This window comes from Janthinobacterium kumbetense, from assembly GCF_023703445.1.
GTDB classification, from domain to species: Bacteria; Pseudomonadota; Gammaproteobacteria; order Burkholderiales; family Burkholderiaceae_D; genus Janthinobacterium; species Janthinobacterium kumbetense.
This window is the reverse complement of record NZ_JAMQGR010000003.1, coordinates 114491-137973: the sequence shown is the minus strand read 5'-3', so window position 1 is coordinate 137973 and position 23483 is coordinate 114491. Positions and strand designations below refer to the sequence as shown.

19 protein-coding genes are annotated in these 23483 nt (G+C 62.1%); 5 read left to right on the top strand and 14 right to left on the bottom strand.

The genetic code is table 11. The features are described from left to right. Positions 1–73: 73 nt before the first annotated feature. On the top strand, positions 74–1705 hold the full coding sequence (locus NCG91_RS11575; protein WP_251349799.1) for an NAD(P)/FAD-dependent oxidoreductase: 1632 nt from the start codon (positions 74–76) through the stop codon (positions 1703–1705). 79 nt (positions 1706–1784) lie between these two features. Here the strand turns inward: NCG91_RS11575 and NCG91_RS11570 are convergent, their stop codons facing one another. The 7 genes from NCG91_RS11570 to glnA form a co-directional block, all read right to left on the bottom strand. Beyond that, positions 1785–4538: a TonB-dependent receptor plug domain-containing protein gene (locus NCG91_RS11570; protein WP_251349798.1), complete on the bottom strand. Its 2754-nt coding sequence runs from the start codon at positions 4536–4538 to the stop codon at positions 1785–1787. Positions 4539–4912: 374 nt separating this feature from the next. Further along, entirely contained in the window at positions 4913–6286 is a 1374-nt protein-coding gene (locus NCG91_RS11565; RefSeq protein ID WP_099665309.1) for a GAF domain-containing sensor histidine kinase, read from the bottom strand. Positions 6287–6420: 134 nt separating this feature from the next. Continuing rightward, positions 6421–7386: a magnesium/cobalt transporter CorA gene (corA, locus tag NCG91_RS11560; protein WP_034760218.1), complete on the bottom strand. Its 966-nt coding sequence runs from the start codon at positions 7384–7386 to the stop codon at positions 6421–6423. Positions 7387–7525: 139 nt separating this feature from the next. Next, a complete protein-coding gene (gene ntrC, locus NCG91_RS11555; RefSeq protein WP_251349797.1) occupies positions 7526–9013 on the bottom strand; it encodes a nitrogen regulation protein NR(I) in 1488 nt (495 codons plus the stop codon). Between the two features lie 48 nt (positions 9014–9061). Continuing rightward, positions 9062–10150 (bottom strand): nitrogen regulation protein NR(II), encoded by a 1089-nt coding sequence (glnL, locus tag NCG91_RS11550; RefSeq protein WP_251349796.1) that lies wholly within the window; start codon positions 10148–10150, stop codon positions 9062–9064. Positions 10151–10155: 5 nt separating this feature from the next. Then, a complete protein-coding gene (locus NCG91_RS11545; RefSeq protein ID WP_099668212.1) occupies positions 10156–10638 on the bottom strand; it encodes a DUF4124 domain-containing protein in 483 nt (160 codons plus the stop codon). A 183-nt stretch (positions 10639–10821) separates the two neighbouring features. Then, positions 10822–12237: a type I glutamate--ammonia ligase gene (gene glnA / locus NCG91_RS11540; RefSeq protein WP_070219258.1), complete on the bottom strand. Its 1416-nt coding sequence runs from the start codon at positions 12235–12237 to the stop codon at positions 10822–10824. 386 nt (positions 12238–12623) lie between these two features. Between glnA and NCG91_RS11535 the strand changes: the two genes are divergently transcribed. From NCG91_RS11535 to NCG91_RS11525, 3 genes are all read left to right on the top strand, one after another. Beyond that, positions 12624–13085, top strand: a complete 462-nt coding sequence (locus tag NCG91_RS11535) for a rhodanese-like domain-containing protein (protein WP_099665312.1) — start codon at positions 12624–12626, stop codon at positions 13083–13085. Between the two features lie 157 nt (positions 13086–13242). Next, positions 13243–13593, top strand: coding sequence for a type II toxin-antitoxin system RelE/ParE family toxin (locus NCG91_RS11530; RefSeq protein ID WP_251349795.1), 351 nt, complete (start codon positions 13243–13245; stop codon positions 13591–13593). Continuing rightward, the gene (locus NCG91_RS11525) at positions 13590–13874 is read left to right on the top strand and encodes a helix-turn-helix domain-containing protein (protein ID WP_251349794.1); all 285 of its coding nucleotides are present in this window, start codon (positions 13590–13592) and stop codon (positions 13872–13874) included. Before NCG91_RS11530 ends, NCG91_RS11525 begins: the two co-directional genes overlap by 4 nt. Positions 13875–13887: 13 nt before the next feature. Here NCG91_RS11525 and NCG91_RS11520 read toward each other — a convergent pair whose 3' ends face one another. After that, a complete protein-coding gene (locus NCG91_RS11520; RefSeq protein ID WP_251349793.1) occupies positions 13888–15240 on the bottom strand; it encodes a TAXI family TRAP transporter solute-binding subunit in 1353 nt (450 codons plus the stop codon). A 131-nt stretch (positions 15241–15371) separates the two neighbouring features. On the opposite strand from NCG91_RS11520, the gene NCG91_RS11515 reads away from it, so the two are divergent. Further along, on the top strand, positions 15372–15977 hold the full coding sequence (locus NCG91_RS11515) for a glutathione S-transferase family protein (protein WP_251349792.1): 606 nt from the start codon (positions 15372–15374) through the stop codon (positions 15975–15977). Here the strand turns inward: NCG91_RS11515 and NCG91_RS11510 are convergent. The 6 genes from NCG91_RS11510 to NCG91_RS11485 form a co-directional block, all read right to left on the bottom strand. Beyond that, entirely contained in the window at positions 15974–16354 is a 381-nt protein-coding gene (locus NCG91_RS11510) for a hypothetical protein (protein ID WP_251349791.1), read from the bottom strand. The two genes, NCG91_RS11515 and NCG91_RS11510, sit on opposite strands and share 4 nt — an antisense overlap. A 63-nt stretch (positions 16355–16417) precedes the next feature. Beyond that, positions 16418–19534, bottom strand: coding sequence for a transglycosylase domain-containing protein (locus NCG91_RS11505; RefSeq protein WP_251349790.1), 3117 nt, complete (start codon positions 19532–19534; stop codon positions 16418–16420). 412 nt (positions 19535–19946) lie between these two features. Next, the gene (locus NCG91_RS11500; RefSeq protein ID WP_251349789.1) at positions 19947–20732 is read right to left on the bottom strand and encodes a competence/damage-inducible protein A; all 786 of its coding nucleotides are present in this window, start codon (positions 20730–20732) and stop codon (positions 19947–19949) included. A 31-nt stretch (positions 20733–20763) separates the two neighbouring features. Then, a complete protein-coding gene (locus NCG91_RS11495; RefSeq protein ID WP_099665319.1) occupies positions 20764–21591 on the bottom strand; it encodes an EI24 domain-containing protein in 828 nt (275 codons plus the stop codon). After that, the gene (locus tag NCG91_RS11490) at positions 21591–22631 is read right to left on the bottom strand and encodes a sterol desaturase family protein (RefSeq protein ID WP_251349788.1); all 1041 of its coding nucleotides are present in this window, start codon (positions 22629–22631) and stop codon (positions 21591–21593) included. Before NCG91_RS11490 ends, NCG91_RS11495 begins: the two co-directional genes overlap by 1 nt. Then, entirely contained in the window at positions 22628–23482 is an 855-nt protein-coding gene (locus NCG91_RS11485; RefSeq protein WP_251349787.1) for a polysaccharide deacetylase family protein, read from the bottom strand. The genes NCG91_RS11490 and NCG91_RS11485 overlap by 4 nt, the downstream gene beginning before the upstream one ends. Position 23483 lies beyond the last annotated feature (1 nt).

Genomic DNA, 23483 nt, shown 5'->3' with positions numbered 1-23483 from the left:
CCGCCTTGCGCCGCGCCACGCGGCTGCCCACTCTCCGCTAGATACGGAGCCCTGCACTTTTCGGATAGACACCATGTTGCGACTCAACGAAGTAAAACTCCCTCTCGAACACGACGAAGCGGCCCTGCCCGCCGCCATCCTGGCGCGCCTGGGCATCGCTGCGGCCGATTTGCTCGGCTTTACCGTCTTCAAACGCAGCTATGACGCGCGCAAGCGCAGCGCCGTGGTGTTGATTTACTCGCTGCATGTGGACGTCAAGAATGAAGCGGCCGTGCTGGCGCGCCTGCAGCACGATGTGCACCTGATGCCCGCGCCCGACACCGACTACAAATTCGTCGCCGGCGGCGAACAGCTGGCTGGCCACAGCAATGAACCGCGTCCCATCGTCATCGGCACGGGCCCGTGCGGCCTGTTCGTGGCGCTGATCCTGGCGCAGATGGGCTTGCGTCCCCTCATCCTGGAACGGGGCAAGCAGGTGCGCGAGCGCACGGTCGACACCTTCGGCTTCTGGCGCAAGCGCGAGCTCAATCCCGAATCGAACGTGCAGTTCGGCGAAGGCGGCGCCGGCACCTTCTCGGACGGCAAGCTGTACAGCCAGATCAAGGATCCCAAGCACTACGGACGCAAGGTCTTGACGGAATTCGTCAAGGCGGGGGCGCCCGAGGAAATCATGTATGTGAGCAAGCCGCACATCGGCACCTTCCGCCTGGTCAAGATGGTGGAAGAAATGCGCGCCAATATCGAGCGGCTGGGCGGCGAATACCGTTTCAGCAGCAAGGTGGTCGATCTCGACATCGTGCCAGGCGCCGACGGCGGCCAGGTGCGCGGCGTAGTGCTGGACAATGGCGAAACCATCGCCAGCAACCACGTCGTGCTGGCCATCGGCCACAGCGCGCGCGACACCTTTGAAATGCTGCACAAGCGCGGCGTGTACATCGAAGCGAAACCGTTCTCGATCGGCTTCCGCGTGGAACACCCGCAATCCCTGATCGACAGCTGCCGCTTCGGCCCCAGCGCCGGCCACCCGATCCTGGGCGCGGCCGACTACAAGCTCGTGCACCACGCCAGCAATGGCCGTTCCGTCTACAGCTTCTGCATGTGCCCGGGCGGCACGGTGGTGGCGGCCGCCTCAGAACCGGGCCGCCTGGTGACGAACGGCATGAGCCAGTATTCGCGCAACGAGCGCAACGCCAACAGCGCCATCGTGGTCGGCATCACGCCGGCCGACTATCCGGGCGACCCGCTGGCCGGCATCGCCCTGCAGCGCGAACTGGAAGAGCGCGCATTTGCCCTGGGTGGCGGCAACTACGATGCTCCAGGGCAATTGGTCGGCGACTTCGTCGCTGGCCGCGCCTCGACGGAATTTGGCAGCGTGGTGCCGTCGTACAAGCCGGCCGTGCACCTGACGGACCTGGCGCCTTCGCTGCCCGAATACGCGATCACGGCGCTGCGTGAAGCGTTTCCGGCGTTCAACAAGCAAATCAAGGGCTATTACAAGGCCGACGCCGTGCTGACGGGCGTGGAAACGCGCACCTCGTCGCCGATCCGCATCAAGCGCCGCGACGACGACCTGCAAAGCCTGAACACGCGGGGCCTGTTCCCCGCCGGCGAAGGCGCCGGCTATGCGGGTGGTATCCTGTCGGCCGCCGTCGACGGCATCAAGGTGGCCGAAGCGGTGGCGCTGTCGATGGCGGCGCGCGGCTAGGCCACGCTGCCTCCGCCCTGCGGCGGGACGAAAAAAAACCGGCACCATGTGCCGGTTTTTTTATGCCTGCGCCCGCTTTTTAAAACTTGTACGAGGCATTCAGGTAGCCGGTACGGCCGCGCGGATCATAGTAGCGGTCGTCATAGCCGAATTGCTGGCCGCGGTTCGCGCCGGACGTCGATGGCACGAACGGGGGGCTCTTGTCGGTCAGGTTCAGCACGCCTGCGGTGAAAACCCAGCTCTTGCTGGGAGTCCAGACCGTCTGCCAGTCAAGCGTCGAATAGAACCCGACCCGCATCCGGATATCTTCCTGGCCCGTCACGGCGCCGGAAGCGTCGATCACGTCGACCGTCGTTTTCTGGTCCTTGTAGCCGGACAGGAAGTTGACCGTCAGCGAATTGGCCCAGTTGCCCGTTTTCAGGGTGTTCGTCCACTGGCCGCGCGTGCGGAAAGTCACGGTGCCCAGTTCGGCATAGTTACCCAGCGCAGAATAATACTGACCACCGCGTTCCAGCTGTATATCTTCGCGCAACATCTGCGTCGCGTTCAGCTGCGAGGTAAACAGGCCGATACCCGAGCGGTAACGGGCGCTGATATCGATATCGACGCCGGTGGCGAACGATTTGCCCAAGTTCTGGTTATCGGCCAGGAAGGCCAGGTAGGTCTTGCCCGTACCGACGTCCGTATTCACGCCCCACGATTTCGGATATGCCGCGGGATTGGCGAACACCAGCTGCTCGGTCAACTGGCCGAAGGAATCGCGGATCTGTACATGCCACAGGTCGGCGCCCAGGGTAATGGCGCTGATCGGCTCGTAGCGGAAGCCCAGGGTGGCCTGTTTCGACTTCTCTGGCTGCAAGTTGCGGTTGCCGCCGGCCAACTGATCGTACTGGTGGTTGCCTGGCTGGCATTGGGCATTGAGGCGCGTGGCAATCGCTTGCAGGGCCGGCGTACACGTGTACTTGTCGCTGGTAACGCCATAGCCGCGCTGCAAGGCGTTGACTTGTGGCACTGTCGGCGCATGGAAACCATTGCCAACGGAGCCGCGGATCAGCAAGGTGGGCGCCGGCGTCCACTTGAAGCTGGCCTTGGCCGTGGTGGCGCCGCCGAAGTCCGAGAATTCATCGAAACGCAGGGCCGCGCCCAGTTCCAGTTCCTTCAGCACCGGCGCGATAATTTCGCTGAACACGCCCTTCGACGTGCGACTGGCGCTATACGGCTTGCTGCTGGCGGCATCGCCGAAACGCTGGTCGCACTCCAGTCCCGCCGCGCCGCCGCACAAGGTGCCCTTCACTGGGTCGGCCAGGATGCCCTGTGCAAACGGGCTCGGTTTGGAAGAGAATTCCTCGCGATTGATGTTGGCGCCCACGCCCAGCATCATGGCGCCGCCCGGCAAGCGTCGTATTTCCGTCGAACCATTCAAATTGATGGTTTGCAGGCGCGACGTGCCGCCATCCCAGTAGCCGGTGAAGGCGGCCGCCTTGATGGCTTCCTGCGCCGCAGCCGATTGCTTGCCCGGACCGACGAAGGGATCGAGTAAACCGCTCGATGTCAGGTTGCCGACGGCAATCGCGCCAGGATAACCGGAAATACTGCCTTTTACGCGGCTTTCCGAGAAGTTGTAGGAGGCATTGTAATCCCAGCCGGCGGCCACGCCGCGCGTACCCACCACCACACTGGCGAAGTCGGCCGTATCCTTCGAGGTGCGCTGTCCCATGTCGAACAGGCGATATGCCGCCACGCTGTCACCGGTAATACCGATTGGCAACAAATACTTGTCATGCAGCGGCGTTCCCTTATCGATGGAAATCTCGCCCGGCACGGGGGCGATACGCGAGGTCTGCTTGGTGCGCGACAAGAGTACGTCGGCATACACTTCGTGACCGGCGACTTTGAAGGTACCGGACGCCATGAAATTGTCGCGTTTGCGTTCCGGATAGATCTCCAGGTCCTTAACAAAATCATAACCGCAGTAGTCATTCAAGCGCGGGGTGCCATCCGGGTCTGCATACGGTTCAAGCACGCGGAAAGTCTTGGCGGGGCAGGAGCCGTTGAGCTTTTGATAGGGACTGATCAGCTGGCCATTGTCATCAACGGCGTTGGCGGGAATGGGGCTGACCGAAAACTGCTGCTTCTGATAGCGTTTGCCGTTGGCCGAGAATTGCACCTTGCCCGTGTTGGCGAACGAGCGGTCGACCGAGGTCAACTTGTCGCGTTCATCGTGGCCAAAGGTCAGCACCACGTTGTAGCCATCGTCTTCCAGGTTGCCGAAGCCCTTGGTGGCACTGATACGTTTCTCACGCGCACCGTTCTTTGGCGCCGAATAGCCGATGCTCACATCGCCTTCCGTCGTGTCGTGCTTGGTAATGAAGTTGACCACGCCGGCAATGGCGTCGGCGCCATACAGCGCGGACGCGCCGTCGGTCAGCAGTTCAACCCGCTGAATGGCGGAAATCGGGATCGAATTCAAGTCGAAACCGGCGGCGAAGCCAGTCAGGGTCTGGCCGCCGAACTGGGCCAGGCGCTTGCCATTCAGCAAGACGAGCGTACGCGTCTCACCCACGTTATGCACGGAAATGCCGGAGAAACCGAAGGTGCTGCCCCCGACCGAAGAACTTTCCGTCGTCGCCCCCTGGGCGGAAGAGAGTTTCTTGACCAGGTCGGTGACCGAAGTGGCGCCCGAGGTACGGATGGCTTCGGCGGTCAACACGGTGACGGGCAAGGCACCTTCGGCGGCGATGCGCTTGATCGACGAGCCGGTGACTTCCACGCGCTGTATCTGCGTATCTTGCGCCACCGCAGATTGCGAGGCAACGGACAAAGCCGCTGCCATGCCACCGGCACAGACAATGCGAACGGCACGGGAGATGACGGTTTCTTTAAGCATGACGAACCCTTTTCATTTTTGCATTATGTAAGCAACAAAGCTGCTATCCGGACTGCATCCACTCTCCTAAAGGCACTCTTCCTGCACCGCACGTTCGACAGTGTGCCAGCCCCGCTCCCGCATGAGGGAAGGCGAACCACGATGTCGGTACAACAGCCGAGGCCAGCCAACTGAAAGTTAGCTAGACAACTACATAGAATCACGGGGATATTCTTGGTGTCAACAGAACTCACGTCGCGTATGGCATACAAACAACATTGTGAAAAAAATAGAAGTCAGGCAGGCATGCCACCCAAAGATAGCGTACAGAGCAGCCGTGGTCAGCTGGCCAGCGGCAGCCTGATCTGTATATGACAGCCGGGCGTGCTGTCGATGGCGCACACCTGGCCGCCCAGTTGCTGCACGATGGTGTAGACGATGTGCATGCCCAGACCGGAGCCGCCCTGGCCCCGCTTGGTGGTGAAGAACGGTTCGAACATATGCTCGCGCACGGCCGGCGCCAGGCCGATGCCGTCGTCGGAAAAATCGAGCAGCAGCCAGCGCGCAGCCGCGTCGGTGTCGTCCTCCTCGATGCGCGCGCGTATCGTGATGCGCCCCGGCCCGCCCTGCGGATAGCCATGGCGGGCGCTGTTCATCAGCAGGTTCGAGAGGATTTGCGACAGCTTGCCGGCCGCCAGGCGCACCTGGCAATCGGGGGCGATATCGAGTTCCACGCCCAGCGCCGCCTTGCGCAATTCCGGACTGTGGGCCGACACCAGGCCGTGCACATAGTCGTGCAGCGCCAGGTCGGCCACGTATTCGCTGACCTGGTCCACGGCCAGTTGCTTGAAATTGCCGATCAGGTCGGCGGCGCGCGCCAGGTTGCGCTCGATCAAGGCGGCCGCTCCCTTGAGCGACTCGGCAATGTCGATCAGTTCGGCACGGCTGACCTTGGCGCCACCCAGCAGCTGCACCAGCTGGTCGGCATAGCTGCCCATGCTCGACGCGGCCGTCAGCGCCACGCCGATGGGCGTGTTGACTTCATGCGAGACACCGGCCACCAGCGAGCCGAGGGCCGCCATCTGCTCTTGCTCGATCAGGTTGGCCTGCGCCGCCAGCAGCGATTCGGTGCGCACGCGCACGATTTCTTCCAGCTGCTGGGTGCGCTCCTGGTGCTGCAGCTCGGCCGCGCCGCGGGCCGAGAAGATCGACAGCAGCAGCAAGGCCAGCAAACGCTTGTTTTCATCGATGGGCCGCGTGTCGATGGCCGACAGGATGCCCAGGGTCTTGCCATCGGTATCGATCAGCGGCATGCCGACATAGCTTTCCGCCTGCATGTCGACGAGGAGGGTATCGAATGGAAAGCGACGCTGGATATCGCTGCCATGAAAACACATGCTCTGGCACGTCACATCCTGGCATGGCGTGTGCTGCAGGCTGTATTCGATATTCGGCTGGTAACCGTCGCCGCCCCACAGGGCGAGGGTGCGGATACCTTCGCTGCCATCTTCCAGGCGCACCAGGCGTCCGGCGATCACATAGTGCACGTCGAGCGCTTCGGCCAGGTCCTTGACGAGGATGCGCAGGAAGTCGTCGCCCCGGGCGTGCGCCGTCGAGGCGGTAATCGAGCGCAGGGCCGCTTCCGCCAGGGTGCGCCGCTGCTCGGCATCGAACAGGGGTTCTTGCGAATTCACATCAAACAACGGAATACTCATGAATGCTCCTGCACGGCACCGGAAGCGCAGGCACACCTGCCGGCGCGGCGACTCTCAGCCATGGCCCGCCCCAGCGGACCTGCCGCGATTGTACCCCTGGCTATTGCTTAATAATACAGATACACAGGAATTTTTTACAGCCAGCCGGAACGCTTGAACAAGTAATACATATAACCGCAGACACAGCTCATCACTGCCACGGCGGCCGGATAGCCATAATGCCAGTCCAGCTCCGGCATGAACTTGAAGTTCATGCCCCAGATGCCGGCAAATGCCGTAAACACGGCGAAGATGGCCGCCCAGGCCGCCAGCTGCTTGTTCACTTCGCTCTCGTCGATGGCCACCATCGACAGATTCACCTGGATCGCCGTGCTGATGGTGTCGCGGATGGTGTCGAGCGTGCCATTGATGCGCGCCAGGTGGTCGTGCACGTCGCGGAAATACTCCTGGGTATCGTGGCACAGGGGCGGCACGCGCCCGCCGTGCAGCTTGCCCACCGCTTCCATCAGGGGCGCCACCACATGGCGCAAGACCATGACCTTGCGTTTCAATTGATATAGCCGTTCGATATTGTCGCGCTCGGTGCCACGGTCGAAGATGCGGTCTTCGATCAGTTCCAGCTCCGATTCCAGCGCGTCGAGCACGGGAAAGTAGCGGTCGACGACGGCGTCCATCAGCGCGTACAGCACGAAGGCCGAGCCCTGGCGCAGCAGATGCGGTTCGCGCTCGGCGCGCGCGCGCACGCCGAGGAAACCTTGCGAACTGTTGCTGCGCGACGAAAGCACGTAATTGGCGCCCACGAAAATGTCGACTTCGCCCAGCACCAGTTCATTCTCGACCATTTCCACGGTTTTCACGACGGCAAACAGGGAATCGCCATATTCCTCGATCTTCGGGCGCTGGTGGCCCCGCTGCGCGTCTTCCACCGCCAGTTCGTGCAGGCAAAACTCGTGCTGCATCTGTTTCAGCTCGTCCGGCGTGGCGTCGAGCAGGGCGACCCAGACGAAACAATCGGGGCGCTCGACGTAATCGCTGATGTCGTCGATCGGCAAGTCGGCCAGTTTTTTGCCATCCTGGTAGGCCACGCAGTTTATGAGCATGCTATTCCACAGTTCAAGTTAACACCGGACGAAACAGTCCGGCAGGCGCCAGCTTACCTTATCGCCTGCAGTGCGTGTTGTGGCGTGCGAGGGACGCCGTGGGGAAAAGCGGACGGGGGAGCCCCCGTCCTGACCTGCATCAATCGTCCTTGGCGCCGTCGATGCCCAGTTCCGATATCTTGCGGGTGATGGTGTTGCGGCCAATGCCCAGGCGCACGGCGGCGTCGTTCTTGCGCCCGTGCGTATGCTTGAGCGCCGTCTTGATCAGAGCCGACTCGAACTGGCGTCCCAGCACGGCCATGACTTCCTGCTGTCCCGCGCCCAGCATGCCGGCCGCCTGCAATTCCAGTAAACCAATCCAGCCCGGCGGCGCGCCGTTGGCGGGCGCGGCCGCCTCGAAGACCTGGCCGCCATGCACATGGGCAACGGCCGCCGGCGCAGGCTCGCCCGCCGCCGTGGCGGCGCCATCCCCCTGCCCCTGCGTCAATTCCAGCGGCAAGTCCTTGATTTCCACCGTCTGGCCCGGCGCCATCACGGTGATCCAGTTGCACAGGTTTTCCAGCTGGCGCACATTGCCGGGCAAATCGAGGCTGCTGAGGAACTGCATCGTCGGCTCGCTCATGCGTTTGGCTTCCACGCCCAGCTGGCGTGCGCTTTGCACCAGGAAGTGGCGCACCAGGATGGGGATATCCTCGCGCCGCTCCCGCAAACTGGGCAGGCGCAAACGGATCACGTTCAGGCGGTGATACAAGTCTTCGCGGAACAGGCCGTCGCGCACGCGCTGTTCCAGGTTCTGGTGCGTGGCCGTAATGACGCGCACGTTCGCCTTCATGGGCTGATGGCCGCCGACGCGATAGAAATGGCCGTCGGACAGCACGCGCAAGAGGCGCGTCTGCAGGTCGAACGGCATGTCGCCGATTTCGTCGAGGAACAGGGTGCCGTTCTCCGCTTGCTCGAAGCGGCCCCGGCGCGTCGTCTGGGCGCCCGTAAACGCCCCCCGTTCATGCCCGAACAGTTCCGATTCCAGCAAATCCTTGGGTATTGCCGCCGTGTTGAGGGCGATGAAAGGCTGCGCCGCGCGCGGGCTGTGCTTGTGCAGCGCGCGCGCCACGAGTTCCTTGCCGGAGCCGGATTCGCCCGTAATGAGCACCGTCACGTTCGATTGCGACAGGCGGCCGATGGCGCGGAAGACTTCCTGCATGGCCGGCGCCTGGCCGAGGATTTCCGGCGTTTCCGACGGCCCAGACTCGACGCTGGTCTCGCGCAGGCTTTCTTCCAGCGCGCGGCGGATCAGCTCGACAGCCTTGTCGATATCGAAAGGCTTGGCCAGGTATTCGAAGGCGCCGCCCTGGAAGGCTGCGACGGCCGAATCGAGGTCGGAAAAGGCCGTGATGATGATGACTGGCAAGCCGGGAAAGCGCGACTTGACCGTCTGCAACAATTCCAGGCCGGAGGCGCCCGGCATGCGGATATCGGACACGAGCACTTGCGGCGTGTCAAATTCCAGTGCGGCGATGGCGTCGCGCGCATTGGCAAAACTCTTGGTGGCGAGATTTTCCCGCGCCAGGGCTTTTTCCAGCACCCAGCGGATTGATTCGTCGTCGTCAACTATCCAGATTGGCTTCATTAGTGTGTGCGTCCCGCAATGGATTTCATGGGTGGGATACCTCCTCGCTTATGGCAAGGGTAGAACGATCCTGAAATCGGTGTATCCAGGCCGGCTTTCGCACTCGATCACGCCCAGGTGCTGTTGCACGAAGGTTTGCGCCAAGGTCAGTCCCAGCCCGCTGCCGCCTTCCCTGCCCGACACCAGCGGGTAGAAAATCCGGTCGCGGATCTGGGGTGCGATGCCCGGTCCATTGTCAATGATATGCAAGTCTAATGCCAGGCCGTAACGGACCTTGGCCAGGGTCACCTGGCGCGCCACGCGCGTCTTGAAAATCAGCTCCGCATCGCCCGCCTCGATGCGCTCGGCCAGGGCCTGCGCCGCGTTGTGCGCGATATTGAGCACGGTTTGTATCAATTGCTCCTTGTCGCCGCGAAACTCGGGGATCGAGGCGTCGTAATCGCGCGCAATGGTCAGGCCGCTGGGGAATTCGGCCAGGATCAGGCTGCGGACCCTTTCGCACACTTCGTGGATATTCACGTCGCCCACGATGTGCGGACGGCGGTGCGGCGCCAGCAGGCGGTCGACCAGGGTTTGCAGGCGGTCCGCTTCCTTGATGATGACTTGCGTGTATTCGCGCAGTTCGCTCAGGTGCAGGGCCGGCAATTCCAGCTCCAGCAACTGGGCCGCGCCGCGGATACCGCCCAGCGGGTTCTTGATTTCATGCGCCAGGTTGCGGATCAGCTCCTTGTTGACCTGGCTCTGGTCGAGGATGCGCTCCTCGCGGTCGAGCTTTAACTGCTGCACGTTTTCGCGCAGCTCGATCAGCACGCCGTCGCGCGGCGCGTCGAGCGCGCTGACGATGCTGTGCACGCGCAGCGGCTCGCGCCCCAGGCGCTCCAGGCTCAGGTCCTGGCGCAGGTCGGAAAACTTGTGTTCGAGCGCCTGCGCGCAGATGCCGGCCAGCTCCTCGGGATTGAGGAACAGCGCCGTCAGCTTTTGCCGCGACAGAGCCTTCAAGGAGCTTTCCAGCAGGTTTTCCGCCGCCGCGTTGGCGTAGCTGATGCGGCCGTCGCCATCGAGCAGGATCACGGCCGAGGCCAGCAAATCAAGGCCGGCCAGGTGGGCGGGACGGCTGGAATGGTTGTCTAGTGTCATGTGCTTTACCGGATATTCGCGATCTCGCGTTTCAGGGCCTCGACGTTTTGCTGTGTCCGGCTAATGTTGTCCTTCAGCTGCGCCACTCTTTCCTGGTATTTCGCGTAGTTGCGCTCATTGCCCTGGCGCTCGGGTTGGCCGCCGTTAAATTCCAGGCGCTGCGCCGCCAGTTTCTGCTCTTCGCTGCGCAATTCGTCCTGCAGGATCTGGCGCCGGTCCAGGTCGCGCGCGCGCTGCTCGGCGCCATCGACCTTGGGAAACGCGCCGGCGGCAGGCGCCGCCGTGGCCGCCGCCTGCAGGGCGGGCCGTACCGGCGCACCGGCCAGCGGGGCCGTCCTGCGTGGCGGCTCCGTCATGGCGCCCGGCAAATCGAGCAACTGGCAATGTTTGCCAGCACTCCTGTCCGTGTATGTCTTGTGTCCTTGCGCATCGGCGCACACATACAGCTGCCCGTGCGCCTGTGCCGCCGCGCCCAGCAATCCTGCCATCAGCGCCATTCTGTAATGCTTGGTCAATCTTCACTCCTGTCGGCTCGTGCCGCATCGTTCCTGGGCCGACTATACAACACCGCACTGTCACCGCCTTGGCGCCTTGCATAAAAAAACGCGGGCAAGACCATCGCCTCACCCGCGTTTTTTATTCACTACCGGCACATTGCCGGCGTGGCGCCATTACAGCGAGTAGTACATGTCGAACTCGGCAGGATGCGTGGTCATGCGCATGCGCTGTACGTCCTGCATTTTCAGTTCCAGGTAAGCGTCGATCATGGAATCGCTGAACACGCCGCCACGGGTCAGGAACTCGCGGTCCTTGTCCAGGGCTTCCAGTGCTTCTTCCAGCGAAGCGCACACGGTCGGGATCAGTGCATCTTCTTCCGGCGGCAGATGGTACAGATCTTTCGAGGCGGCTTCACCCGGATGGATCTTGTTAGCAACGCCGTCCAGACCGGCCATCAGCAGTGCGGCGAAGCACAGGTACGGGTTCGCCAGTGGATCCGGGAAGCGCGCTTCGACGCGGCGGCCTTTTGGATTGGCCACGTGCGGGATACGGATCGAGGCGGAACGGTTTTTCGCCGAGTACGCCAGTTTCACTGGAGCTTCGTAGCCTGGTACCAGACGCTTGTACGAGTTGGTGCCCGGATTCGTGATCGCGTTCAGTGCCTTGGCGTGCTTGATGATGCCGCCGATGTAGTACAGGGCGAAATCGGACAGGCCGGCATAGCCGTCGCCGGCGAACAGGTTTTTGCCATCTTTCCATACGGATTGATGCACGTGCATGCCCGAACCGTTGTCGCCAACGATAGGTTTCGGCATGAAGGTGGCGGTCTTGCCATAGCTGTGCGCCACGTTCCACACCACGTATTTCAGGTTTTGCGTCCAGTCGGCGCGCTCGACCAGGGTCGAGAACTTGGTGCCGATTTCATTTTGACCGGCGCCGGCCACTTCGTGATGATGTACCTCAACCGGGATGCCCAGCGATTCCAGGATCAGGCACATTTCCGAACGCATGTCCTGGAAGCTGTCCACTGGTGGCACTGGGAAATAGCCGCCCTTGACGGTAGGACGGTGGCCGCTGTTGCCGCCTTCGATGTCCTTGCCGGTCGACCACGAACCTTCGTCCGAACCGATCTTGACGAAGCAGCCCGACATGTCGATCTTCCAGCGCACGCTGTCGAAGATGAAGAATTCCGGCTCAGGGCCGAAGTAGGCGGTGTCGCCCATGCCCGACGATTTCAGGTAGGCTTCGGCGCGTTTCGCGATCGAGCGCGGGTCGCGGTCGTAGCCCTTGCCGTCCGACGGTTCGATCACGTCGCACTGCATGAACAGGGTCGTTTCTTCCATGAACGGGTCGATATTGGCCGTGTTTGGATCCGGCAGCAAGATCATGTCGGACGCTTCAATGCCTTTCCAGCCAGCGATCGAAGAACCGTCAAAGGCGTGGCCCGACTCGAATTTGTCCATGTCGAAGTGCGACACGGGAACCGTCACGTGCTGCTCTTTACCACGGGTATCGGCAAAGCGGAAATCAACGAATTTGACTTCGTTTTCTTCTACCATCTTCAAGACTTCTGCGGCTGTCATTGCCATGCGTATCTCCTAAATGAATGTGGGGTGAGCCGACCTTAGTGCGTCTGGGCTGATGAAGCGAAGCAAACATTGCGTGCCACCAAAACTCATAAGGATCATAGCAGATTCCATGCCAGCTCCCGGAGCCCCCCGGTGCCGGAGACAAAATTACTGCCATCCCAGTGAAAGTTTTCATGCCCGCGATTTTGACACGCGTTTGCGTCAAATCAAGAATGCACTAAGCAAGTGCAAAAAACGAATAACGCACCATTATCGTGCATTTTGTGCGAATTACCGAAAAATGCCTCCTTGTGGTGCATGCGCCGTGCACCATGGATTCCCGTTTGCGGGGCGCGGACGGCGCACTATAATCGTACACACACCTGCCCACTTTCATCGAGGACGCCATGACCACCGCCGCCGACATCCTGACCACCGCCCGCAGCCGGGCCAATGAAGGTACGCCGTATGCCGGCGCCGTCACGCCGCAGGAAGCGTATGACTTGCTGCAAGGCGATGCCGCCGTCAAGCTCATCGATGTGCGCACGACTGCCGAGCGCGACTGGGTGGGCCGCGTCGACATCGCCGATACCCAGCATGGTGCGGTGCAGTGGGCCACCTACCCGGGCGGCGTGCCGAATCCCGACTTCCTCGCGCAGCTGGCGGCCCAGGCCGGCAAGGACGAGGTACTGCTGTTCCTGTGCCGCTCCGGCGTGCGTTCGCGCCATGCGGCCAAGCTGGCCACCGAGCACGGCTATATCAACTGCTTCGACATCCTCGAAGGCTTCGAGGGCGACAAGGACGCCGACGGCCACCGCAAGCAGATCGGGGGCTGGTGCAAGGCGGGCTTGCCGTGGCTGGGCGCCTGACGCTGGCTGCCGAATTATCTGAACAGTGTTTGATCTGGCGAGCCACCATGCGGCCCGCCATCGGCTACAACCATCCATGCGCGCCCGCTTTTCTCAAGAGCGGCGCAGATTTACCTTGCGAGTATGTACCTTATATAGTACAACGTAGAGGTGCGTCATGGATGCTTCCGGCTTGCGGCAGATTACCCTGCTGTTCTATGCGAACGGCAATGGTGGCGAACCCGTGCGCGACTGGCTCAGATCCTTGCCCGTCGAAGAACGTCATGCGATCGGGCAAGACTTGATGCATGCGCAATGGCGCTGGCCCGTGGGCATGCCCTTGTGCCGGCACTTGGGGCACGGTGTGTCGGAAGTGCGCAGCAGCTTGCCCGGCAACCGCATTGCGCGCGTGCTGATCTGCCATCACGGCGATTGCCTGGTGGCGCTGCACGGCTTTATCAAGAAAACCCGCGCCACGCCGGACGACGACCTGGCGCTGGCCCGCAAACGCCACAAGGAATTGACATGAACGCCACCGCTCCCCACCTCGGCAGCAGTCTCGACGACTTCCTCAAGGAAGAAGGCATCTTTGAGCAAACGCAAACCCGCGCCATCAAGGAAGTGATCGCGTGGCAACTGACGCAGGCCATGCAGGAACAATCGCTGTCGAAGACGCGCATGGCGGCGCTGCTGCAGACGAGCCGTTCGCAACTCGATCGCCTGCTTGACCCCAGCAGCGACGTAACCCTCTCCACCCTGGAACGGGCCGCCGCGCTACTCGGGCGCAAGCTGTCGATCACCCTCGTTTAAGCGGGTTAAGCGCTCAGGCCGGCTCGGCCGCCTCCGCGGCCGGATGCTCGCCCATCAGGGTCAGGATGCGCTTGCGCACGAAATTGATGTGGCTGCGCAAGCCATACAGGCCATCGGCAAACGACAGGGGAATCGAGATCTGGTTGACCATTTCCTCGATCTGGTCGAGCCGTTTCAATTGTTCCGCATACACGTGCGCGCGCCGGTCTTCCGGCACGTCTTCCAGCGCCTGCTCCACCGTGCGCAGCTGGCCATACCAGCGGTACACGCGCGAACGGATGCGCCACACGTACAGGGGCGGCACGACGCGCGACAGGGGCAGGATCAGGGCGCCCAGCGCCACCACCAGCACCCACATGCGGTCGAAGAAATTGGCCAGCCAGAAACTCATGTAACGCTGCAACACGGGCGCGCCATCCTTGTAGAATTTCAACGCTTCCGGCGCCACGGGAATTTCCGTGTAGCGCGCGGACGGGAACTGCCCCTGCTGCTGGAACCAGCCCGTGCCGCCATGGATGCCGGCCGCCGCCTGCACGAACAGGTCGATCAGGGCCGGATGCAAGTCTTCGCGCGCGACCAGGGTGGCCGTCGGCGCGATCAGGTGATAATCCTGCGCGGGAATGTTTTGCCCCAGGTCGACGATGCCACGTGGCAAGACGACGTGGGTCAGGAACGGCAGGCGCCGCGTGTACGCCTCCGCTTGCGAAAAATCAAACAGCTTGATGCCCGGCGTTTGCAGCAGCATCTGGATCAGCGGCGCTTCCGGCGCCGAGCTGAACACGAGACCGTCGATGCGCCCTTCCAGCAGTTCCACCGTGGCGGGCGTGTTCTGCAAGTCGCTCACCGTCAACTCCTTGGCTTCCACGCCATTGACGGACAGCAACTGCCGAAACAGGCCGGGCACGCCCGTGCCTTCCGGCCCCAGGTTGATCTTCATGCCCTTCAATTGCGTCAGCTCCGTCACGGCCTTGTCTTCGCGCATGAACAGCCAGACGGGTTCCGTAAACAAGCTGCCCAGGGAAATGAGGCCGTGGCGCTCGGCATCGTCGTGTTCCGTCGAGCCACTTTGCACGAAGGCGATATCGGTCTTGCCCGCATTCAAGCGCTGCAGGTTTTCCTGCGAACCCAGCGACGGCTGCAAGGTTACCTTGATGCCGTGCCTGGCCAGGGTGGCCGCGTACTTCTTGCCGAACTCTTCGTAAGCGCTATTGTCCTGCCCTGTCGACAGGGTTACCTTGCGTGGCGGCGCCGGGTCGACCAGCCAGTAAGCGAGCGCGCAAAACGCGCCGACCAGCAGCAAGGTGGGACCGGCGGTGGCGAGGAAATCGCGCACGGAAAAGCGGCTGAACGCGAGGATTTTGGACATGTGGTGGCGCATAGGTTTCATGGGTGGCTACGATGCCAAGAAAAGCGCAACTATGCAAGGCACTTTCACATGCGCGGCGTGGTCATTTCCGCTACAGTGGCAGATCACTCATTCGCCCTTCGGAGCCCTGCATGCTGAAAATTCTTGGAAAAGCCGCCTCGATCAATGTCCGCAAAGTCTTGTGGACGTGCGAGGAACTCGACCTGCCGTACGAACGCGAAGACTGGGGCAGCGGCTTTCGCGCCACGGACGACCCGGCCTTCCTGGCCCTGAACCCGAACGCCATGGTGCCCGTGCTGCTCGATGGCGACCTGGTGCTGTGGGAATCGAATACGATATGCCGCTACCTGTGCGCGCAGGCGGGCCGCGACGACTTGCTGCCGAGTAATCCGCGTGCCCGCGCGGAAGTGGAAAAATGGATGGACTGGCAAATGGGCGACCTCAACAACAGCTGGCGCTACGCCTTCATGTCGCTGGTGCGCCACAGCCCCGCACACCAGGATGCAGCCCAGCTGGCCGCAGGTATTGCCGGATGGAACAAGATGATGGGCGTGCTGGAACAGCAGTTGCAGCGCACGGGCGCGTATGTGTGCGGCGAAACGTTCACCCTGGCGGATATCGTGCTGGGCCTGTCCGTCAAGCGCTGGCTGATGGCGCCCATGCAGCGCCCCGAGTATCCGGCCATCGCCGCGTATCACGCGCGCCTGGAAGGTAAAACCGCCGTGTTTGCCGGTTAGTCCAGTTCGATTGCCTCGACCGTGCCGCCGATAACGTAGCAATCGCCATCGCGACGCACCTCCTCCAGGGTCGCCGGGTCGTCGTGCGCATACGTGCCGTCGACATCCACGCACCAGACATCGCCAAAGCGCAGCAGCTTCACGCCGCAGCAGATGCGGTTGATGAAGTTGCCCGGCGTTTTTATCATCAATTCCCGCACATCCCCCACCGTGATGGCGACTTTGCGCCAGATGTTGCCCTCCAGTTCATGATTCCTCGCGTACAACACGATGCGCACGCTCTGCACGCCTCGGGGTCCATATGCTTGCTCGAATGATACGAGCGCGCCATCGTCAAAGCGGTGATATTGCGCAAAGATCTGCTGTGTTCTTTCCATGGATTCTTTCTCCTCCATAAAAAAACCGGCCCATTCAGGCCGGCTTTTTAATGCAGCAACGATTTAATTCGTGCACTGCTTGGCCACACCTTCGGCTGGCGCAGGCGGCTCGATCAGCGGCATCAGGCTCGGCGCCAGGGACACCAGCAGTTGCACGGGCAAGGCGCTGGTGAAATCGTAGTTCTTCGATTCCGGCCCCCGCACATACGCCGTCATGCTGCCATAGAAGCGCTCGCCGATATTGAAGACGAACGTGGCCGAACGGTTCACGTAGCGCGACTCGATCAGGCGGCCGCCGGCGCCATACACGTCGAAGCGCTGGTCGCCCGTGCCCGTCTTGCCGCCCATCGGGATCGGCACGCCGTCGGCGCCGACAAACGCCGTCTTCGCCCGTTTCGCCGTGCCGTCCGACACCACTTCGCGGATGGCCTTGGCGACTGCCTTGGCCACGTCCGGCGACAGCACTTGCTCCGCTTCCACCTTCGTGCCCCGCTTGACCATGGTGTCGTACGGCGTATTGGCGGCGAAATGCATGGAATCGATGCGCACGCTGGGTTTGCGCACGCCATCGTTGATGATGATGCCCATCAGCTCGGCCAGCGCGGCGGGACGGTCGGCCGACGCGCCCAGGGTGGTCGCATACGACGGCACGAGCGAGTCGAACGGGTAACCCATCTTCTTCCACTGGCGGTGGATTTCCAGGAACCCTTCCACTTCCAGCAAGTTGGCGATGCGGCGGTCCTGCGCGTGCTTGCGGTGCGTATTGAACAGCCATTTATACACTTCCTGGCGTTCCTTTTCGCTGGCCGCCACCATCTGCGACAGGGTGGAACCTTCGTGCTGGCGCAGATACGCCACCATCCACAGTTCCAGCGGATGCACATTGGCAAGGTAGCCCCGGTCGGCCAGCGACCAGTTTTCCATCGCATACTGCTGGTACATCTTGGCCACGCGCTCGGGCGGCACTTCGTTTTGCGACGGTAGATTGGCGTTGAGGAAGTCGCCAAATTCGGCCACCGTGCCCTTCGGATTGATGGTGCGGAAGATATTCGCCAGGCGCACGGGGGTCGGGCGAATACTGGCCAATAAAATCTTTTCCTGCTCGTCGACGCTCTTGCCGCGGTACTTCTGGTAGAAGCGGTGCAGGAATTCGCGCCCTTCCTTGTCGGCAAAACGGCTCAGGTACTGGGCTCGGCGCGGATCGTCCGCGTCCGCCAGCAGCGAGGCCGAGGAATCGGGACGCGAAAACATGTAGTAGCGGGCCACGTCGCGCATCAGGCGCACGAACACCAGGTTGGTCGACTGGCGCAGCGCCTGCTGCACCGTCATGATGCGGCTGTCGTCGAGCTTGGAGAAGTTGCCGAAATGGTGCAAGCCGCCGCCCGTGAAGAAGCCTTCGCCCGGGTTGCCCGAATATTTGCGCTCCATGGCGGCCGCCAGCATGGCGGGTAAATTGCGCGCTTCGCCCAGCGGCAAAGGTTTCAAATAAGCAATTGCCCACTGCGACAGCATGTCCTTCGGATCGACGGCAATCTTGCCCAGTTCGGCGGCGCCCATGCCGCTGTAGCGCTGGTGCAACTGGTCAATGATGTCCATGTACGTCACCAGAGTGCGCAGCTTGGCCGTGGAACCGAGGTCCAGCTTGGCGCCTTCGTTGATGTCGAGCGGCTGGTCGTAGTTATCCGTCTGCACGCGCAGCAAGTTGGCTTGTTCGCCCTTTTGCAGCAAAGTAAAACTGTAGACCACATTGGCGGGGTCGCCATTGCCCAGCATGCCCTTGCCCGTCAAGCCGGCCGCTTTCGCCACTTCCGGGTCGCGCAGCTCGCGCAAGACCTTGGTGACGGCGTTTTGCGCCTGCGCATCGAGCGTGCTGACCACTTTCAGGTCGAGGCGGTCGAGGTTGTACAAACGCGGATCGCCCAGCATGCTGGCCAGGTGGTTGCGCACGGCATTCGACGCCTTGCGCGTGACGAACGAGGTCGACGCTTCCGATTGCACGCCCGAGGCCGTCGACGGGCGCAGCTTCTCGGCGATGGCCGCATTGCGCAGCTGCGGCGAGATCACGCCCGCTTGCGCCAGCAGGCGCAGATGGCTGTTGGTCAGCTCTTCCAGGTCGGCGCCGCCTGCCACCAGGTAATGTGAGGGACGGCGCTGCGCGATCAGCAAGCTCAACGCCTGCTTGTAGGCGAGCGCACTGCCCGGCTGGTCCATATTACCTTTGAGCAAAGTTTTCACTTCGGCAAATGGACGGCCATACCAGACCCACATGCCGTCGCCGATGCCGTTGACCTCGCCAAAGCCGCTCTTTGCCGACAGCGGCACGGTATTGAGGTAATTGACGACGATCTTGCGCCGCGCTTCCATGGTGTTTTCGCCATCCTGGTACGAGCGCAGGCTGGCCGACAGCATCTGCAGCAGCTTGTCCTGCATGGAACTGGTGCGGCCGTCTTCCGAATGGCGGTATTTTTCAATTTGCGTGGCCAGCGTGCTGCCGCCGCCGCCGCGGTGGCCGCCGAACAGGTTCAGCGCCTTGTCCAGAATCGCCTTGCTCAGGCGGTCCCATTCCACGGCCGGATTGCGCTCGGGCGTGCCCGGATCGAGCAATTCGCGGTTTTCAATGAACAGCAGGCTTTGCACGAGCGCGGGTGGCGCTTCGGCGAAGCCGTCGAACATGCGCTCGGGATAGCTGGCCGCGAACAGGGGGGCGGCGCGGCAATCGAGGATGCTCAGGCCCGCGCGGTTTTTCTCGTGATACGTGGCAAAGATGCCCCGGTCGACCAGTTGCACCATCTTCGGCGACATGCGCGCCTGCGCCGTCACCTCATAGTCGCGCGCATTGAGCTTGCTAATAAAATCCGGCAAGCTGGCATAGCCGAGGCGCTCGTCATACGGGCCGTGCTGCGGATAGCGGATGGCGCCCGCCGGTGCGGGGCCGGGCTCGACCTTGAACGTCAGCTGGCGGTCCAGGCGCGTGAAAAATTCCGCCTGCAGGGCCGACGTGCGCACTTCGCGCATGACGAACCAGGCCACGCCGGCAATCAGCGCCAGCAGGATGATGGCAAAGATGGGCCAGATGCGCGAACGGCGCTTCTTCGGCGGGCTCGCCGGCGGCGGCGCCTCGGCAGCTGGATCAGAGGGGGGCCGCTCTTGCGCGGCCAGATTGACGCCTGTGTCTTTCATGGGATGCTGGGGTAAGGTTGGGTTTGGACGGCGCGGGAAATGCGGCAGCGATACCGCTCCGCGCAGGGTAAGACGAGAGCCAGCCAGGGCCGGTCACAACAAAGCTTGCTTAACATGATGTCCATACCGGTAAATCGAAAAAACACGCTACTGCACAGGCAGGCGACCCCGCGTTTGACACGCAAGGCCCCTGTTCACCATTCCACCACATCGGCATGAAAACGACTGACGAGCGCGCACAAAAATCTTGCTTCATTGAAGATTTTCGCAAAAAAACAACGTCTTGGAATGTACGCTTGCGTACTAAGAGCCTATCCCAGTAGATGAATACATCCCCTGCTGGGATAGGCTCTAAGATGCAAGGCGGGCGGCACGCCAGCGGAAAAGCCGCCGGCGCCGGGCTGGCTGCATGTCAGATGGTGGTGTATTCCGCCTGCAAGGTATCGAGTGCGGCGCACATCTGCGCGAAGGCCGCCGCCGCTTGCGCCGGCTCGCCCTTGACGCCCAGTTCGATGTGCCGGCGCGTCTGCGCGTCGCCCACGCTGGGCAAGCTGAAAACCTTGATCAACGGAAACTCCGCTTCCAGCCGCACCATCAGCGGCGTCAGCAGGGATTCGGCCGTTTCGTACACGAGCAAGGCGTGTTCCGCATGCGGCACCTGGTTGAACAAATGGGGGTAATGCGTGTCCAGCACCCATTCGATCATGGGCCAGGACATGATGGGAAAGCCGGGCACGAAGTAATGCTCGCGCACGGCAAAGCCGGCAATCTTGTTGTACGGGTTCGGAATCAGCTCGGCGCCTTCGACAAATTCCGCCATTTTCAGGCGGTGCAGGTTTTCCGGCGAGTTCAGATCGGCCGGCACGCCCGCCTCTACGCCCATTTCCGTGATGCGCTGCTGGATATTGATCTTGCCCTGCGAATGCAGCACCAGCGGCAAGCCCAGCGCATCGGCCGCCGCCTGGCGCGTATGGTCGTCCGGGGTGGCGCCGATGCCGCCGAAGCTGAAGACGATGTCGCCGCTGGCAAAGCTGCGCTTGAGCAAGGCGACCAGGCGGGCAGGCTCGTCGCCCACGTATTCCGCCCAGCTCAGCTGCAATCCCCGCGCCTTGAGCATTTGCACCACTTTCGGGAAATGCTGGTCCGTGCGCTTGCCCGACAGGATTTCGTCGCCGATGATGATCAATCCGATAGCCATGAAGCTTCCTCGTAGAATTCGATAAAAATACTCAAGCGTCCGCCGGCGCCACGTCGGTCATGCCGCGTACGCCCCGCAAACGCGACAGTGCTTCCAGGCAGTAATACTGGAACCACAGCCCCGTAAAGATGAAGATCAGCACGTACAGCCAGATGGCGAACGCCGCCAGGAAGGGGAAGAACACCACCGACATCGCGCCGCCCATCCACAGCAAGCCCGGCACGGCGCCGGCCGCGCCGGACACCATGCCGATGGCCAGCAGGGGCCAGCGCTGCGTGCGCATGATGGCGTGGCGCTCGTCCACGCTGGCGTAATCGGCCATGGCGTCATACGCCATCACGCGGTAGGTCAGCCAGCCCCACAGCACGGCTTGCCCCGCCAGGGCGGCCGGCGGAAACGCGTACAGGGGCAGCAGGATGACCCAGGCGACGATGAACAGCAAAAAGGTGGCCAGGGACGTCCCCACGCTGCCGAGCAGGCTGCCGCCATGTTTCTTTTCCAGCTGAGGAAAGTGCCGCCCGCCGATATGGCGGCCGATGGCCGGCATGGCGAACAGGCCCATGAAGATCAGCGCCGTCAGGATCATCAGCGGCAGCAGCATGAACATGGCGATCAGCGGCACGATCACGGCTTTCAGCACGCCCAGGCCGAAGGTGGTCAGCACCTGGCCGCTGGTGCGGAAGAAATCGTACTGCGTGAACAGCGCGTGCAGGCTGTCGATCAGCGGCTGCAAGCCCACATACAGCAAGCCGCCCCACAGCACCAGCGACAGGATGAACGGCGCTACGCTCAGCAGCAGTATCCTGCCATGCAATTGCGACAGGAAAGCACGGCCATACGAATTCAACACATTACGCATCAACGGCGTCCTTTTCGTTTAATTCTTGCAAATTCCACCATGCGACGCAGGCCCAGCCATTGCTGCTGCCAGAAACCGCGGCCATAGTTGCGCCCCGGCCGGCCGACACCGTTGCTGTCGATGCGGGCCAGCTGGTCGCGCACGCCCGTGCGCGCATAGCCCGCCGAGAAATTCGCGGTGCCCAGCAGCATATCCCAAATCGGCAAGACCACGCCGAAGTTGCAACCACCCATGCTGCCCTTGCCTTTCGACTCGTGCCCCACGCCGATCGCGTGATGCATGCGGTGGAAACGGGGCGAGATCAAGAGCCGCTCGCCGATGCGGCCGAAGTGTATCCTCACATTCGCATGCTGCAAGCTTTGCAAAATGCGCGAAATCGACACCAGCAGCACATACTGGCCAGGCGGCACGCCAATGCCGAGCGCCACCAGGGCCATCACCACGTCGCGCAGGAAGTCATCGAGCAAGTGGTTGCGGTCATCGCTCCACAAATTCATGTTTTGCTGGCTGTGATGCAGGCTGTGCAAGCCCCACCACCAGCCGAAATGGTGCGAGGCCCGGTGGTAGCAATAATCGACGAAGTCCAGTATCACAAAATAAATGATAAAACTGAGCAAGGGGCTGATGCCGGGCAACAGCGATTCCAGGTTCAATGGATGAATATTGTCGAAGCGCAAGGCGCCCGCCAATGCATCCATCAGCGGATCGAGCGTGAAGAACACCACGACGGAAAACAGGCCGATGCGGTGCAGCACGGTGTAGATGAAATCGTTCCAGCGGGCGCGCGGGTCCGTCATCTTTTGCGCGGGAATCAAGGCTTCGAGCGGACGCAGCACGAGAAACAGCAGCACCAGTTCGCACAGGCCGATCAGCAGCCACTCCGTGCCCTCGAACGCTTCTTCCGTGAATTCGCCAAAACCCAGGTGATACACGAGCGGGTTCACGATGGTCTGGAACAGCCAGCCTTGCGCCGCGCCAAAGGCGTCGACCACGGCATCGATGACGGGCGTGACGAAGCTGACGATGTCGGCGGCGATCATGGCTGGCCCTTCTTCTGCGCATAGGCAGGGTGCTCGCGCAGGGTGGCAAAGCAGAAACCTTTGTCTTGCAGGCCGGAAATCAAGGCGTCCAGGTTGGCCGGTGCCCATGCATCCTTGCGCGACCAGATGCCCATATGCGCAATGAAAATATCGCCGCTACGCAAGTTCGCCAGGGCTTTTTTCAGCAGCGTGGCATTCGGATACTTATCGCTGGGTAATTCATCGCCCGAATAGCCGGCCGGCGCCCAGCCCGCGTGCTGGTAGCCGCAGGAGCTGCCGGCCGCCAGGGTGCGCGGCGACGTGTAGCCGCCCGGCGCGCGCCAGAACGGGTCGAGCTTGCGGCCGGTCAGCTCCTGGAAGCGCGTATCGACGCGGCGCAATTCCTCGCAGAACTGCTGATCCGTGAACGACGCCAGCTTGCCGCCATCCTTGCCGAACTGGGGCTTGACCTGGATCAAGCCGTTGGCCAGATCCTTCTTCCAGTACACGTGGTCAAACGTATGCGTGCCAAATGCATGGCCTTCGGCCACGCGGGCTTTCCAGTACGGCGCCCACGAGGCATCGAGCGAATAGTCGCCCCGCGTGGTCTTTTCATTGGCCAGGAAGAAGGTTGCCTTCACATGACGTTTGTTGAGCACGTCGGCGATCAGCTGAGCTTGCGACTGGCTACCCGTGTCGAAGGTCATGTAGATGGTGCCCTTGCAGGCGGCTGGCGCTAAAGATGCAGCTGCAGATGCGGCTCGGGCAACAGGTACGGCAGCAGGTGCGGCGGCATGCGCGGGCGACAGCATGGCGCTGACGCACAGCAGCATGGCGGGCGCGTGGCCCGCGAAAATGAAGCGTTTCATCATC